Consider the following 15,506-nt stretch of genomic DNA (forward strand, 5'->3'; position numbering starts at 1 on the left):
GAAAAGCACTAAGTATCACTGATGTTATTAATAATTAGTAGTTACTAGGGTTGATGTCACTCTTGGTTAAGATTGACTCCCTGGGTAAGTGCTTATAAATAGAAAGACATTAGCCTTTTAATGTCTTTGAAGGGTGCTCACCGAATTTTTCTTTATAAGATTCGCTGAAGTGGCTTAAATGTAAAAATCCCCAACGTAAAGCAATGTCTGTGACAGTTGTGCTGGCATTCTCAAGTCTAGCTAATTTTAAATCTCTATTAACTAAATCAAGGCGTAAATTCTTTAAGAAATTTTTTGGGCTATTGTTTCTATATTTTTGAAAGCCATTGTGAAGTGTTTTAAGGCTAATTCCCACATGATTGGCAACGTCTTGAAGGGTGATGTTTTCAGCAGCATTTTCAACCATGTATTCCTCAGACTTTTTGATGTACTGAGGAGTTATAACTTTTTCTGGATTTAACAGTTTTTGAGAGTACTGGTTATTTTGATTTAGTAAAAGAGAGCTAACAAGCAATTGCTCTAATTGCTTTGTAATTATGGGAAAGCTCTTGGCTGATTCTGAAATAAAGGGATTAGATGCTAAGAGGTGAATGATATTTTGGTACATATCAAAACCGTTAGACATATTAAGTGTTGATGAAAATTGAACATCCTCTTTAATTGGGTGCCCTAATAAAGTTTCACATGTTCTTTCAATAAGCTGCTTATTAATTCTAATAATTAACTGATTGCAGTTCTCCCCCCAGCTCATGGAAAGTGGATCGCTTGTATTGATGAGCGCAGCAATATCATGATTGGCATGAACAACACCATCCTTTACAGAGGCATCCATAAAGCCGGTCATTGGCAACATAATGAGTAAAAATTTCTCAAAAGGGTCACAGTTAATCTTGACTCCAGCACCGTAACCCAAAGTATTAATCGATGTGTTCTCGAGTTGTAAGTGATTCATGCTCGCACTTAAATGTTGTTCTTGACCAAGAACATCTAAGTTGTGTGGGACAAATACATGCCCAACTTTATGGCGCACCTCTTCTACTTCATCACCGCTGTGAAAAAGTGGATGCTTGTCTAACCATTTAGTTAGACCTAAAAGTTCATTTGTCTTCAACATAATTGATTCGATTACATACTACTTCATCAGTTTCATTATTTTTGTAAGTTATCGATATTAGGGTAAATATGGATTAGGGTTAACAAGTAAAAAACTGACTAAATAGCCTGTTTTTTTAAGGGTAATCCATTAATCACGGAGCATCAATTTTTAAAACTACATTTTTAGGATAAGTAATTCCTATAGTGGATAGGTTCTCAAGCAAATTAGTTGAATGATTGACTCAAATCAACATTTAAGGAATCTATTTTGCAGTTGGAACCAACAATTAATTCTATTCAAAAAACAATGATTGGTCATGGCTTGTTGATCATGTTTGTTGCGCTTGGAACTGGTTTATTGCTTTGGGTCTCAATCCTCGGTGGATTTGAGATTTATCCAGGGTTCATTTTACAGATAGAAATAGGTGGAACTCCAGAAGGATGGGCAAAGGTTCATCGTGGTGTACCGATGAATTCTCTGATGCTTATAGCTTTGGCTTTTGTAGTGGTTCAGATTAACTTAAGTTCCTCAAAAGAAAAAATACTGGCTTGGACATTTATTTGCACTGGATGGGCTAACACAATTTTTTATATTTCAGCAAACTTCTCAAGCAACCGTGGCTTAAGTTTTGGTGATAACAAATTTGGTTCGGCTGATATTTTTTCAGTTATTGCACTTGCACCAGCTTATTTATTTGGGGTCTTAAGTATGTTTGCCATTTTATATATGGCATTTTTTTGCTTTAAGAAAACTTAATTTTTATATTTAATCATTCATTAACAGGGGTAATCATGACAAAGTTAGATAGGTCTCAATGGTATGACATTGCTAGAGATACAAATTGGACACCTAGTTATGTTCAGCAAGACGAACTTTTTCCAGAGCAGATGACTGGGGCAATGGGGATACCTCCAGATGCATGGATGTCTTATGATGAGCCGTACAAGCAAACATATCCAGAATATGTAAAAGTCCAGCGTGAAAAAGATGCTGGAGCATACTCAGTAAAAGCTGCATTGGAGAGAAGTAGTATTTATGAAAATGCAGCTCCTTCATGGCAATCTGTTTTGAAATTGCACTATGGCGCAGTTCCACGAGCTGAATTTTCTGCTGGTAGTGCTGAAGCTCGGATGGCTAGATTTGGTCCTGCTCCAGGCATGCGCAATATGGCGACATTAGGAGCTATGGATGAAACACGACATGGTCAAATTCAACTCTATTTCCCACATGAGCATGTAAATAAGTCACGCCAATTTGACTGGGCTCATAAGAGTATGGACACCAACCAGTGGGCAGCAATAGCTGCACGTCATTACTTTGATGACATCATGGTGACTCGTGATGCTATTAGTGTCGCGATTATGTTGACCTTTGGTTTTGAAACTGGTTTCACAAATATGCAATTTTTAGGTTTAGCTGCTGATGCAGCTGAAAATGGGGATTTCTCATTCTCTAGTTTGATTTCAAGTATTCAGACTGATGAATCTCGCCATGCACAAATTGGTGGCGCAGCTTTAAAAGTTTTACTGGCTAACGGAAAAAAAGAAGAGGCGCAAAAGAAACTAGATATTGCTTTTTGGCGCTCATGGCGTTTGTTTAGTGTATTGACTGGTCCTGCAATGGATTACTACACGCCACTAGAACACAGAAAGTCCTCATTCAAAGAGTTCATGAATGAATTCATTATTAATCAATTTATTAGAAACATTGAAGATCTCGGTCTTGAGAAACCATGGTATTGGAATATTTTCCTTGAGGAGGTTGAGAATACTCATCACTCAATGCAGATGGGCTTGTACTTCTGGAGGCCAACTTTATGGTGGAATGCCGCAGCAGGCATGAGCCCTGAAGAACGTGATTGGCTTGAAGAAAAATATCCAGGCTGGAATGATAAATGGGGTCAATGTTGGGATGTGATTATTGACAATATGGTTGAGGGAAAAATGGATAAAACTTATCCAGAAACCTTGCCATATGTTTGCAACATGAGTCAGTTACCAATTGTGGGTGTTCCTGGAAAATCTTGGAATGTAAAAGATTATTCATTGGATTACAAAGGGCGAACCTATCACTTTGGTTCTGAGCCAGATCGCTGGTGTTTTGAGCAAGAGCCTGAGCGTTATGCAGGCCACCAGTCATTAGTAGATAGATTTTTGGATGGTCAAGTTCAGCCACCAACACTTGCGGGAGCACTCGCATTCATGAGCTTGTCACCTGGTGAAATTGGTGATGATGCTGATAACTATAGCTGGGTAGAAGCATACAAATCAGCTCAATTTAAAAAAGCAATTTAATAGGAGGATTTGATGGCTTTATTTCCTTTGTGCTGCAACTTTGAAGGTGACTTTGTGTTGCAGTTAGTCCCAGTTGATTCTGAAAATACGATGGATGAGGTGGCGCAAGCGGCTGCCCATCATTCTGTGGGTCGTCGAGTTAAGGATCGTCCAAACAAAATATTACGTGTTAGACGTTCTGGAGAAAGTTTTTTTGCAAGAAATATGAAGGTTTCCGAGAGTGGTTTAAAGCCTACGGAATGTGTAGAAATAATTTGGGAATAAGAAATGGCATTTAAAAAAGTTTGCACTCTTGATGATATCTGGGAAGGGGAGATGGACTCCTTTGATGTTGACGGAAAAGAGGTACTGTTGATTTGTAAAAGTGGTGGTGAACTTTCTGCATTTCAAGGGGTTTGTCCACACCAAGATATTCCACTTGTTGAGGGTAAGTTTGATGGCAAGATCATTACTTGTAGAGCACATTTATGGACTTTTGATGTTTGCTCCGGTAAGGGAATTAACCCCTCTGACTGCGCTTTGGCTGAGTACCCCGTTAAGGTTGATGGTGAAGATGTCTACGTCAATGTAGAAGGTATTGAACCTTTGTTTGCACACACTTAAAAATTAGAGGGTATATGTCAGGAATTAATAACAATGTTGGTCCCATTATGCGTTCTGGCGAATTGGCATTCGCAGTTGCTGAGGCCGCTCAAGAAGATAACCCTGATAAGGAAATTAGAGTTGAGGACAAGCGAGCCTATTTGCGAATTGAGACGGATGGGGAAATGATTCTAAGAAGAGAAACAATAGAACGCGCTCTAGGTCGCCCATTCACAATGAATGATTTAGAAGTTGATTTAAGTTCTTTTGCTGGGCAGGTAGAAACGTTGCCTGATGCAATTAGATTTTATCTCACTAAAAAAGTTTGATTTGATAAGGAAAAACAGATGTCAAATGCAGAAATTTTGAAGCCTTTAAAGACTTGGAGTCATTTAAGTTCAAGAAGAAGAAAACCAAGTGAGTACGAGATAGTTAGTACTCGTTTGCATTATCACGATAGAGATTCGAATGCTCCATATGAGCAAGATCCTAATACATTCATGAATGAGTGGTACAAAAAAAATACCTATGGAAGTGCGTTAAAACATACTGATTGGAATTCTTTCCGAGATCCAGATGAGGTTGTTTATAGAACCTATAACATGATGCAGGATGGGCAAGAGACTTATGTATATGGTTTATTTGACCAATTTAGTAAGCGAGAGCATGATGAAAATTTAGCATCAGGCTGGTTAGGAACATTGGGTTTAAGGTATGCCCCTGCACGTTACCTATTCCATACCTTACAGATGGCCTCTGCTTATTTTGCTCAAGTGGCGCCAGCAAGCACAATTACGATCTGTGGGTTTTTCCAAATGGCAGATTCATTACGTTGGTTAACCCATACTGCTTACAGAACTAAACAATTACAACTAGCCCATCCGGATAAAGGTTTTACGGAAAAAGAACGTCAGTTTTGGGAGGGAGAGCCTATATGGCAGGGCTACCGCGAACTGATGGAGAAGGTTTTAGTTACATGGGATTGGGGTGAGGCATTTGTTGCTTTAAATCTTGTTGCTAAGCCTGCAATAGAAGAAGGAATCCTAAGAAACTTAAGTAATTCAGCTAGACATAACGGGGATGAGCTATTGGCAATGTTATGTGATGCTCAAATGATTGATGCCATGCGCCATCGTCGTTGGTCAGAGACTTTGGTGAAAATGGCTTTGGAAGATGAATCTAATCATGCTGTGATTCAAGGATGGATAAATAAATGGGAGGCATTGGCTGATAGAGCGATTGATGCTTATTGTCATGGTCTTCCTGATGTTCCTGATGCCGCTGATGATGCAAAGATTGCTGTGCGAGCCTATAGAAAATCTTTGGGATTTTGATCAAATAAAAATCAATCATGTCTCATAAAATAAACATTAATGGCGAAAACAAAGTGGTGGCTCATGACGCAGAGGACACTGTTTTATTGGCTGCACTTCGTGAAGGTCTTGGATTTCCATATGAATGTAATGCTGGCGCATGTGGTAGCTGTAAGTTTGAGTTGTTGTGTGGCCAAGTTGAGTCTTTATGCGAAAACCCTCCAGGCTTGACAGCAAGAGATGTTAGAAAAAATGTGCATCTTGGCTGTCAAACCAGGCCGATAACAGACATATCCATTAAAGCCAGGTTATCGAATGAATACGAACCTCTTTTAAAAACACAAAGAGTGAAGGCTAGATTTTTAAATTCTTACGATATCACGCATGATATTAAAGAGTTTGTATTTATAACTGATCAACCAGCTCATTTTCAACCAGGTCAGTACGCACTCTTATCTTTTCCAAATCTAGGTATCAAAAGAGCCTATTCCATGTCTAACTTGCCAAATGTAAAAGGTGAGTGGAGATTTCAAATTAGGAAAGTTATCAATGGAAAAGGGACTGAATTTTTATTCAATCAAGTTACTCAAGAAGATGTAATTGAAATTGATGCGCCTTACGGAATGGCTTATGTACGTGACAACGAGCGAGATATTGTTTGCGTGGCTGGTGGATCTGGCTTGGCGCCAATGGTTTCAATTGCTAGAGGCGCTTCTGATCAAGGCTTATTGAAAAATAAAAGGCTACATTTTTTCTATGGCGGTAGAAGTTATAAAGATGTAGTGGTTGAGTCACAAATTTCGGATTTACCAGAATTTGGCAAGAAAATATTTTTTCATCCAGTTGTATCTGATATGACTGAAGAAAACATACAAAAATGGTCTGGCGAATTTGGTTTTGTTCATGAGTCAGTAGAAAAGAAGCTGGGAGAGTGTATTAAAGATTATGAGTTTTACTTTGCGGGGCCGCCGCCAATGACAAAAAGTTTACAAGAGACTTTGATGTTGAAGCATCAAGTACCTTTTAATCAAATCCATTTTGATCGTTTTTTCTGAAATTTATTTATCAACAACAAGTAAGGGGGATCTATGAAGCCACTAATTAAAGGAACATTGCTATTAGCTTTAGTTTCTAATTTGGCATTTGCGGTAACTAATGAGGATGTAGAAGCTTCGTTCAATCCTTATAAAAAAGGAATGCCTACTATTCCAGGATTTACACCTGGCATGGTAATCAACAAATCCAACGTTAATAACTTTAAGGATTTTCTAGATCCGGGAACTTTTAATTTGGTTTCTGATGGTGCCCTAGAGTTAAGCACAGAACAGGCGCATTCAGTGCCTTTGCACCCTAATTACGTTGCAGCGACTCAGAAAAATGCTGCAAATGTCAAGCTGGGATCTGCTCCTGGAACTATTGAAGGTTATGTAGCTGGTCGACCATTTCCAGTTAATCCGCAAAAGAATGATCCAAGAGCGGGTGAGAAATTAGCCTTCAACTATAAGTACTCACAGGTGGTCGGTGATAGCGGACGTATCTTCCCGTTTTACTGGACATATATTGACTATAAAAATGGTAAAAAAGAGAAGCGAGTTGAATTTGATTTTAACTTTATTAGCTTGAAACATCGAACCACTCAACATCCTATTGAGGATATAACGCCTAACCCATCTAATATTTATAGAAATATTTATTTAAAGGTATTGGCTCCACAAGATTTAAAAAATACCCAATTGTTAATTCAGCGATTTGATGACGATACGAAATTGGATGACTCCTATCTTTATCTTGGTTTCCAACGTCGAGTTAGACGTTTGCCAACAGGTCAAACGACTGATTCATTCTTGGGCTCTGATTTAATGATTGAAGACTTTGAGGGATATAACGGCAGAGTTCTTGATGCTGAATGGAAGTATGTTGAATCTAAAGTCATGTTGACTCACTTCTATCGTCATAGCCAATTAAAAGACACTGAAGCGAAAGATTCAGATGGTTATGGTATGGCAACTTTTGGTGGTAAGAGCGGATGTTTTGCTAATGCACCATGGAGCCCTCGTTTAGTGCACGTTCTTGAAGCTGTTCCTACGAATAAATCGAGTCCTATTGGTAAGCGTGTGATGTATATGGATGCTCAAACATCAATTTTCCCGATGATCCTTATTTATGACAAAAAAGGCGCATTATGGAAACGTTGGGATGTTGGTTTTAGTGATTCTGCCTACCATGCACCACAAAATAAAAATGCAGGTATTGCAATCTACACAACAGCTTCGATGCTAGATGTGCAAAATCAACATTGCACCGCATTGCAACTAAAAATGATTAGTGATCCAAAATTGAATCCTCCAAATATATTCAATGTGCAATATATGAGGGGTGGAGATTAAGTAAGAAATTGTTTTACAAGAGCGTTTTTTTGTTTTCACTCTTGTATTCAATCACTCCTGCTAAAGGGGTGGTGACCTTGTGAATATGGGAAACGAGGTCAGTTGTGCCCCCCTTCTCTTTGCGGAAAAAGAGAAGGGGGTTTTTCTTTATAAATTTAGTTAGGAAATGACATGGCAAACTATAAATTATCTGGTGGTTGTGCGTGTGGTAATTTTCGTTATGAATTTAATGGTGAGCTAGCTATGGCAGCTCATTGCCACTGCAGAGACTGTCAAAAATCAAGTGGTACTGGTTCTGCCGCTGTTTTTGCTACAAACCGTAATAATTACAAATTTACTGGGAAAACTAGTTCATATAAATTTACTGGTGATAGTGGAAACGTAGTTGAAAGACATTTTTGTCCTAATTGTGGATCCCCTTTATTTAGTGATGTTGAAATTCTTCCGGACTTAATCTTTGCAAGAATTGCTAGCTTAGATGAGCCTTCACATATCAAGCCAAGTATGCATATTTATTGTGATAGTTCTCAAGTCTGGGATAGGCCTAATGATCATTTAGCTAAATTCGGGAAAATGCCTACTTAATTCTTGATCAAAAGTTGTTCTAATATCTATCTAATAATTAATTGTTATTCAAGGAAATGTCATGTCTGAAAAAACAAAGTATTTATTGGATGAATCCCAAATGCCAAAATCTTGGTATAACATCCAAGCTGATCTACCAAAACAGCTGCCAGCAGTTTTACATCCTGGAACTATGGAGCCAATTAGCCCTCAAGATTTAGAGCCATTATTTCCAATGGATCTCATCATGCAAGAGGTCAGCTTAGAGAGAGAAATAGAGATACCTCAACCTGTACAAGACATTTATAAGCTATGGAGACCTGCTCCTTTATTTAGAGCGCATCGACTTGAAAAGGCGTTGGGAACGCCAGCTAAGATATTTTATAAGTATGAAGGTGTTAGCCCTGCTGGTAGTCATAAACCTAATACAGCTATTCCTCAAGCTTTTTATAATGCTCAGGCTGGTGTAAAGCGTATAACTACCGAGACTGGTGCCGGTCAATGGGGCACCTCCATTTCTTTTGCGGGCAATTTATTTGGATTGGAAGTTTTAGTTTTTCAAGTAAGAGTTTCATATGACCAAAAGCCATATAGAAAAGCTGTTATGGAAACGTATGGCGCAAGATGCGTCGCTTCACCATCACAAGAAACTCAATATGGTCGAGAAGTTCTTAGTAAGCGACCTGATCATCCAGGCAGTTTAGGCATTGCTATTTCTGAAGCAGTTGAACTTGCTGCTCAAAGAGACGACACTAAATATGCTCTCGGTTCTGTTTTAAATCATGTTTTATTACATCAAACAGTCACTGGTTTGGAGGCGATTGAGCAACTTCATATGGCAGATGTTGAGCCGGATGTTGTGGTTGGCTGTACTGGTGGCGGATCAAATTTTGGAGGTATTGCTTTTCCATTTATAGGTCAGGGTTTACGTGGTGGAAAAATGCCAAGAATTGTTGCTGTTGAGCCTGCTGCTTGTCCATCTTTAACAAGAGGCAAATATGCTTATGATTTTGGTGATACGGCACATATGACACCGTTAACTAAAATGCATACCTTAGGTTCAAACTTTACCCCCCCTGGGTTTCACGCAGGCGGACTAAGATACCACGGTATGGCGCCTTTGGTATCTCATGTTAAAGAACTCGATTTAATTGAAGCAATTGCTTATACGCAAGTTGAATGTTTTGCGGCAGGTGTTTTATTTGCAAGAGCAGAAGGTATTGTGCCTGCTCCAGAAGCCAATCATGCTGTTAAGGGAGCTATTGAAGAGGCTCTTAGGTGTAAGCGTGAAGGTAAGTCTGAGGTTATCCTTTTTAACCTATGTGGACATGGGCACTTTGATATGGCTTCTTACCAAAAATATTTTGCAGGTGAGTTAACGAATGAGTCTTATGATGAAAACGAATTAGCAATGGCATTATCTGGTTTGCCATCTGTGCCAGGAGAGTTTTCTTAGTCCTTGCTGCACTAAAAAATTAGATCAAATCTCGATCTAATTAATAATTTCTAATTACCGTCTTAGCCACATTAAATTTTCGATTGGAAAACTTAATGTGGCTAATGTCTTTTTAGCTCATTTTTTGAAGTATTCACTCACAATCAACTGGTGATTCTTATTCGAATCACTTGACGCGCAACTTGTTGAATTTGACAAATTCTATGTATACTGTATAAATATACAGTATTATATGAATGGCTTAAATAGAAATCCTCCCGTACAAAAGACTCTCAAGCAAGAGCCAGAAGGCTTTGCAGGGGATTTTGAGGCGTTTGAGATCAAGTTGCTATCCCATCGTATTTCAGCAGGATTCCCTAGTCCAGCAGGAGATTACGCAGAAGATGGCTTAGATCTTAATAACTATTTAGTACAGAATAAGCCAGCCACTTTCATGTTTACTGTGAGAGGTGAATCAATGATTGTGGCTGGCATCCATGATGGCGATAAGGTGGTTGTTGATCGTGCCTTAAAAGCCAAACATCGAGATATTGTGGTCGCTGTAGTGGATGGTGAATACACCATCAAGCGACTTTATAAATATCGCGGGCGTATTGAACTTCGCCCTGAAAACCCAGACTATCCCGTGATCACATTTGAAGAGGGCTCTGAATTACAAATTTGGGGTGTGGTCGTGGGTGTTGTCCGTCGCTATGCCAGTCACTCAACGAGGAACTAAACATGTCATCTGATTTATTTGCTTTAGTCGATGTAAATAATTTTTATGTTTCTTGTGAAAGAGTTTTTGCGCCTCAGTTAGAAAAAGTACCCATGGTGGTCTTGTCGAATAACGATGGCTGTGCCGTTGCTAGAAGTGCTGAAGTTAAAGCACTCGGTGTGAAGATGGGGACCCCTTGGTTCCAAATCAAGGACCTCGCTAAAACGCACGGTGTTGTCGCTTACTCATCAAATTACACGCTTTATGGGGATATGAGTAATCGAGTGGTAGACGTATTGCGTCAGTTCACCCCCAACCTAGAGGTTTACAGTATCGATGAGAGTTTCTTAAAAATTGATACGGTCATGAAACACTACACCGATCCCACGCACCTGGGTTTATCTGTCAAAGATCGCGTGAAAGAATGGACTGGCTTACCTGTTTGCGTAGGCATTGCGCCCACAAAGACTTTAGCGAAGTTTGCCAACCATTTAGCCAAAAAATACCAGCAATGGCAGGGGGTCTGTGACCTAAGCACCATGACCAAACAAGACCTTCATCAATGGATGACCGAGGTGTCGGTTGGGGAAGTGTGGGGCATAGGACAAAAAATTGCGAAGCGTTTACAAGTCATGGGCATTAAAACCGTATTTGATTTATTGCAGGTCTCTCCTCAGGTGATGCGCTTGCAATTTGGGGTGGTGATGGAGCGACTTTGTTATGAGTTACGAGGCGTGTCGTGTCTAAAACTGGAAGAGGTATCACCGCCTAAGCAGCAAATTATTGCTTCGCGCAGTTTCGGTAAATTAGTTACTAGCTTTAATGAGTTATCCGAGTCGGTTGCCACCCATATTGCTAGAGCCGCTGAAAAACTACGCCTGCAGAATTCTGTGACGGGTGCCATCACCGTGTTTATTCAAACCAATCCATTTATGAGAAACGAGCTGCAGTATGCTCAAAGCATTGTGGTGCCATTACCCAATCCTAGTGATGACTCATTAGAGTTAACTGCTGCCGCGATGAATGGGTTGAGCAAGATATTCAAAGGCGGGTTCAGATACAAAAAGGCGGGCGTGGTTCTCAATCTGTTAGCGGATAAACCGGTTGTACAACAATCTTTATTTGAAGATATGGAAGCCAAAGGTCAATCGGCGCAACTGATGAAGACAATGGATGAAATCAACGCACGCTTTGGTAGCAACCTCATTAAGTCGGCTGCTATGGGAACGAAACAGGCTTGGGCCATGCGTTCTGATAACCGATCGCCTAGCTATACAACCAATTGGAACCAGTTGCCGATCGCTTACTAATAGACTGTAGCAATCATTCTTTAGGAATGAGGTTGACGCCGCAATGTCTGCAGTACATATCAATGTGACCGTGACCTTCGCTCATGCAGGAGTGGCACATGCGAGTGGTTGGTGGTGTGCGATCACGATTCACAGACATCTCTGCTGTCACAATACCCGTTGGCACAGCTAGCGTTCCCCAACCCATCAACATCATGATGGATGATATGAGTCGTCCTAAATCAGTTTTTGGTGTGATATCACCAAACCCAACGGTGGTCATGGTGGTGATTGCCCAATAAATAGCAACTGGAATGCTGGTAAAACCATGCTCGGGACCTTCCACAACGTACATAAGAGTACCCATCACCATCACAACCATCAGCACCACAGATAAAAACACAAATATTTTTCGACGGCTAGCCGCTAATGCGCCAGCCAAATGGTTGTACTCGGAGAAGTATTCCGTTAACTTGAATATTCTAAAAATTCTAATCAGTCTTAAAACTCGGACATCAATCAATGCGTGAAGTTCTGGGAAGATCAAAGCAAGATAGGTTGGTAAAACTGCTACTAGGTCAATGATGCCGTAAAAGCTAAGCGCATATTTAAGGCGTTGCGGTGCGCAGTAGAGTCTGGCAATGTATTCCGCACTAAATAGAATGGTAAACGTCCATTCCAAAATCATAAATGGCTGATGGAAGTGTTGAGCGATCGATTCAACGCTGTCGAGTATCACCACTAATAGGGATAACAGAATCAAATAAATCAGAGTTTTATCAAACAGCTGCCCTAGTCGGGTATCTGCTTCAAAAATGATCGTGAACAGTTGCTCTTTGAGGGTTGGATTCTTAAAGGACATAAATATCTTTCCCTATGAGTCTTCTGATTGAGACAATGGATAATTACTTAAAGAACTTGCTGTACCTTATGATCCAGCGGCTATCTTCAATAAAGCCGTTCTTGGTATTCAGTTCTTGACCGTATTGAAGGGTAATGCGTCCAAATGGATAGTTAGCGATGCCGCTGACTTGATAGCGTTGATTTTGTACTCTATCAGCTTGGATAGCGCCATCAATGCTCGTTTGTCCACCTGTCGTGTAAAAGTACCCCACAGCACTGCTATAGATAGAATTAAATTTATAAATAAATGCTGTTTGTGCGCTGTACAAGGCTTTTTGCTTTTGTACTTGGTGTGTTGATAAGTAATCATCATTTTCACCAAACCAAAGCGTATCAACAGCGGCCATCCAATTGATACGTTTGCTGAGTGATTGTTCGTATCCAGCTTGAAGTGCCCACTTGTATCGGTTCTCTCCCGCATTCAAACGTCTTTGGCTGTCATACGTTCCTGTTGGGACCGTCAGATATCCAGCAAAGCCAAAATATTTGTTAGTTTCTCGATTGGCATAAGGCCAAAGAGCAAAAGCAAAAGAGGCGTCACCAGCACCAGAGTTAGAACTTACAGCTGCTACGCTACCGGATGTAGAAATCTCAGTCAGTGGTGCTTGAATATAAAAGTAAGCGGGCATTGTATTGAGTGCAAAAGATCGCCCATACTTAAGTTGCATTTGGGAATTGACAATTTCGCCACCGGTGCTGGTTTTAACTCCATCCACATAGCGATCGCTACGCTCACTGCGCTGATAGTTGATCTGAAGTAGTTGGATGCCTGGGGGAGGGGCAATGATGTCATCCGGGTGAAGATCAATAGCTCCTGCCATTCCTGGAAGGATAGCCAAAATGTAACTGATTTGATTGAGCTTAAACCGCATGAATAATGTCCGATGTAACTGATTTGTATACATTATCTACCAGAAATCTAAATTGGTATTTTTTAAAAAGAGGATTTTTTAGATTTTCTTAAGAGTCTCTTAATCTTAGGCTCTTAAATTATGAGTATATCAATGTAAATGAGAGCAAATAATGACGAATCTCAATCAACTAATTGAATCAAAAGTCTTGAGTATTTCTGCTGAAAAAGCAGTAGCTGTTACTTTACTAAGTTTGATATCTAATTTCGGATGGGCTTTAGATGCCCAAAGCTTTCAACAGCAATACAGTCTTGAAGCTAAACAGGTGGCTTCAGCCATTAGGGGGGAAAAGTTTTTCACATCCAAACATGGGCAAGACTGGAGTTGTGCAACGTGCCATAACGCACCTCCAACAAGTGATGGCAAGCATGCTTCAACGGATAAAACCATTGCACCCTTAGCGCCAGCATTTAACGCCAAACGATTTACTGATGAAGCTAAGGTGAATAAATGGTTCAAGCGTAACTGTAAGGATGTGCTTTCAAGGGAATGCACACCTCTGGAAAAAGCCGATGTCATGGCTTATTTAAATAATCTTAAGAAATAGCATTTCTAATTATGAAAAAATTATTAACGATAGTTGTGTTCGTTATTTATGGCAGTTCCGCCCTGGCTGATGGGAATATGATGCCTCTCAGAGTCCCTGAAATTGTTCAAAATGAATGTGCTAGCTGCCATATGATTTATCCGCCAGCGTTTCTTCCTAAAGAATCTTGGGCCAGAATTATGACAACCTTAGATAAGCACTATGGTACAGATGCTTCTTTAGATCCTCAATCAATTAAAGAGGTTAGTCAGTGGTTAAATCAACATGCTGGAACATACAAGCGCGTTAATGAAGCGCCTCCTCATGACCGTATGACCGAGTCAGCATGGTTTATTAAAAAGCATAGAAAAATTTCACAAGCTACTTGGAAGCATGCTCAAGTGAAAAGTAAGTCGAACTGTATGGCTTGCCATACAACAGCAGATAAAGGTCAATATGACGATGACTTTGTGAAGGTACCCAAATGATTGCTCAATTATCAAAACGAATGATGTCTTGGGATGCGGCCGTTATGGTCTCTCATTGGTTGCTGGCTTTTTGTTTTTTAGGGGCTATTCTGACTCAAGATAGCGAAAAATTTCGCCTCGTTCATGTGACTATGGGTTACACCATGTTTGGATTGGTGGCGTTTCGTTTGATTTGGGGATTTGTCGGCGGCAAGTACACACGATTTAATGCCATTTATCCTAGGGTTAAAAAAGTTATTGAGTATTTCAAATCTCTTTTTACTTCAGATCCACAAACTTTTATAGGGTTTCATGCCATTGGGTTTCTGGCTGCGTATCTGCTTCTAGTTGTCATCTTATTAGTCACTTTTAGTGGTTATCTTGTTTTTGAAGAAATTGGTCCTGATTTATTTGAAGATTTACACGAGACATTGGGTAATTTATTAATTGCAATCGTGGGCATTCATATTGGAGGTGTTGTGATTTATGCACTCCTTCAAAAAGCGAAGATTTCGATGAGTGTAAATACACTTAAGTCCGAATCTAAAGGTTCAGCAAGCTCTGTTAATCGTGTGCGACCTTTTAAGTGGATGGCAGCCATCATCCTAGTTGCCGTAGGTTATTTTTGGTTAGTTCAAATTAACTCTTAATGGTCAATGTTTTAATCATTAAAAAAGCCAGCTAATAAATCATTGGCTGGCTTGCAAAAACTAATCTTTTTTAAATCTAATTACTTCTTCTTTTTCTTCTTATCTTTCTTTTTAGATTTTTTCTCTAATTTCTCTTTATTACCATTGGCATAAACACACCATTTCTTGATTTCTTCTAGAAGTTCTTCTAGATCTTCGTATGGTAATTCTTTGAAATTGATTAAACTGATTGAACCAGTTTCTTGTAATTGTTTAACAGCTTCTTCGTACGTATACATAGTCACTCCCTTTATGTAGCCGAGAGTGTCGTGCAAGTTTTCTGCTAAAACAATAGAAATAAGGCAAGTCACAAAAGATTCATATAAGTCAAA

The 15,506-nt window shown here is 39.6% G+C and carries 19 protein-coding genes; 15 read left to right on the forward strand and 4 right to left on the reverse strand.

The features are described from left to right. Positions 1-109: 109 nt before the first annotated feature. Positions 110-1,114 (reverse strand): AraC family transcriptional regulator, encoded by a 1,005-nt coding sequence (locus ICN28_RS08815; RefSeq protein WP_216287969.1) that lies wholly within the window; start codon positions 1,112-1,114, stop codon positions 110-112. Positions 1,115-1,369: 255 nt separating this feature from the next. On the opposite strand from ICN28_RS08815, the gene styC reads away from it, so the two are divergent. From styC to ICN28_RS08875, 12 genes are all read left to right on the forward strand, one after another. After that, positions 1,370-1,852, forward strand: coding sequence for a styrene-oxide isomerase StyC (gene styC / locus ICN28_RS08820; protein ID WP_216287971.1), 483 nt, complete (start codon positions 1,370-1,372; stop codon positions 1,850-1,852). Between the two features lie 35 nt (positions 1,853-1,887). Beyond that, positions 1,888-3,390: a YHS domain-containing protein gene (locus ICN28_RS08825; RefSeq protein ID WP_216287973.1), complete on the forward strand. Its 1,503-nt coding sequence runs from the start codon at positions 1,888-1,890 to the stop codon at positions 3,388-3,390. Between the two features lie 12 nt (positions 3,391-3,402). After that, a complete protein-coding gene (locus ICN28_RS08830; RefSeq protein WP_216287974.1) occupies positions 3,403-3,654 on the forward strand; it encodes a toluene-4-monooxygenase system B family protein in 252 nt (83 codons plus the stop codon). A gap of 3 nt (positions 3,655-3,657) precedes the next feature. Next, positions 3,658-3,993, forward strand: coding sequence for a Rieske 2Fe-2S domain-containing protein (locus ICN28_RS08835; RefSeq protein WP_216287975.1), 336 nt, complete (start codon positions 3,658-3,660; stop codon positions 3,991-3,993). Positions 3,994-4,007: 14 nt separating this feature from the next. Next, positions 4,008-4,301 (forward strand): MmoB/DmpM family protein, encoded by a 294-nt coding sequence (locus ICN28_RS08840; RefSeq protein WP_216287976.1) that lies wholly within the window; start codon positions 4,008-4,010, stop codon positions 4,299-4,301. A gap of 18 nt (positions 4,302-4,319) precedes the next feature. Continuing rightward, a complete protein-coding gene (locus ICN28_RS08845; RefSeq protein WP_216287977.1) occupies positions 4,320-5,306 on the forward strand; it encodes an aromatic/alkene monooxygenase hydroxylase subunit beta in 987 nt (328 codons plus the stop codon). A 17-nt stretch (positions 5,307-5,323) separates the two neighbouring features. Continuing rightward, the gene (locus ICN28_RS08850; protein WP_216287978.1) at positions 5,324-6,340 is read left to right on the forward strand and encodes a 2Fe-2S iron-sulfur cluster-binding protein; all 1,017 of its coding nucleotides are present in this window, start codon (positions 5,324-5,326) and stop codon (positions 6,338-6,340) included. Between the two features lie 33 nt (positions 6,341-6,373). Continuing rightward, positions 6,374-7,672 (forward strand): DUF1329 domain-containing protein, encoded by a 1,299-nt coding sequence (locus ICN28_RS08855; RefSeq protein ID WP_216287979.1) that lies wholly within the window; start codon positions 6,374-6,376, stop codon positions 7,670-7,672. A 171-nt stretch (positions 7,673-7,843) separates the two neighbouring features. Then, entirely contained in the window at positions 7,844-8,257 is a 414-nt protein-coding gene (locus ICN28_RS08860) for a GFA family protein (protein WP_216287981.1), read from the forward strand. Positions 8,258-8,318: 61 nt separating this feature from the next. Then, positions 8,319-9,692: a TrpB-like pyridoxal phosphate-dependent enzyme gene (locus ICN28_RS08865; protein ID WP_216287983.1), complete on the forward strand. Its 1,374-nt coding sequence runs from the start codon at positions 8,319-8,321 to the stop codon at positions 9,690-9,692. Between the two features lie 232 nt (positions 9,693-9,924). Then, positions 9,925-10,410: a LexA family transcriptional regulator gene (locus ICN28_RS08870; RefSeq protein ID WP_216287985.1), complete on the forward strand. Its 486-nt coding sequence runs from the start codon at positions 9,925-9,927 to the stop codon at positions 10,408-10,410. A gap of 2 nt (positions 10,411-10,412) precedes the next feature. Continuing rightward, positions 10,413-11,699 carry a Y-family DNA polymerase gene (locus ICN28_RS08875; protein ID WP_216287992.1) on the forward strand — a complete coding sequence of 429 codons (1,287 nt, stop codon included), beginning with the start codon at positions 10,413-10,415 and terminating at the stop codon, positions 11,697-11,699. 13 nt (positions 11,700-11,712) lie between these two features. Here the strand turns inward: ICN28_RS08875 and ICN28_RS08880 are convergent, their stop codons facing one another. Together ICN28_RS08880 and ICN28_RS08885 are read right to left on the reverse strand one after the other, a co-directional pair. Continuing rightward, a complete protein-coding gene (locus ICN28_RS08880) occupies positions 11,713-12,540 on the reverse strand; it encodes an ion transporter (RefSeq protein ID WP_216287993.1) in 828 nt (275 codons plus the stop codon). Between the two features lie 43 nt (positions 12,541-12,583). Next, positions 12,584-13,453, reverse strand: coding sequence for a transporter (locus ICN28_RS08885; RefSeq protein ID WP_216287994.1), 870 nt, complete (start codon positions 13,451-13,453; stop codon positions 12,584-12,586). A gap of 151 nt (positions 13,454-13,604) precedes the next feature. Between ICN28_RS08885 and ICN28_RS08890 the strand changes: the two genes are divergently transcribed. Genes ICN28_RS08890 through ICN28_RS08900 form a run of 3 tightly spaced genes read left to right on the forward strand, consistent with a single transcriptional unit; the run spans position 13,605 to position 15,135 of the window. Further along, positions 13,605-14,039 (forward strand): DUF1924 domain-containing protein, encoded by a 435-nt coding sequence (locus tag ICN28_RS08890; protein ID WP_216287995.1) that lies wholly within the window; start codon positions 13,605-13,607, stop codon positions 14,037-14,039. An 11-nt stretch (positions 14,040-14,050) separates the two neighbouring features. Next, on the forward strand, positions 14,051-14,506 hold the full coding sequence (locus tag ICN28_RS08895) for a diheme cytochrome c (protein ID WP_216287996.1): 456 nt from the start codon (positions 14,051-14,053) through the stop codon (positions 14,504-14,506). Beyond that, positions 14,503-15,135: a cytochrome b/b6 domain-containing protein gene (locus ICN28_RS08900; protein WP_216287997.1), complete on the forward strand. Its 633-nt coding sequence runs from the start codon at positions 14,503-14,505 to the stop codon at positions 15,133-15,135. The genes ICN28_RS08895 and ICN28_RS08900 overlap by 4 nt, the downstream gene beginning before the upstream one ends. An 80-nt stretch (positions 15,136-15,215) precedes the next feature. Here ICN28_RS08900 and ICN28_RS08905 read toward each other — a convergent pair whose 3' ends face one another. Then, positions 15,216-15,413, reverse strand: coding sequence for a hypothetical protein (locus tag ICN28_RS08905; protein ID WP_216287998.1), 198 nt, complete (start codon positions 15,411-15,413; stop codon positions 15,216-15,218). Positions 15,414-15,506: the final 93 nt, after the last annotated feature.

It is taken from the genome of Polynucleobacter sp. 30F-ANTBAC (assembly GCF_018882385.1).
Taxonomy (GTDB): domain Bacteria; phylum Pseudomonadota; class Gammaproteobacteria; order Burkholderiales; family Burkholderiaceae; genus Polynucleobacter.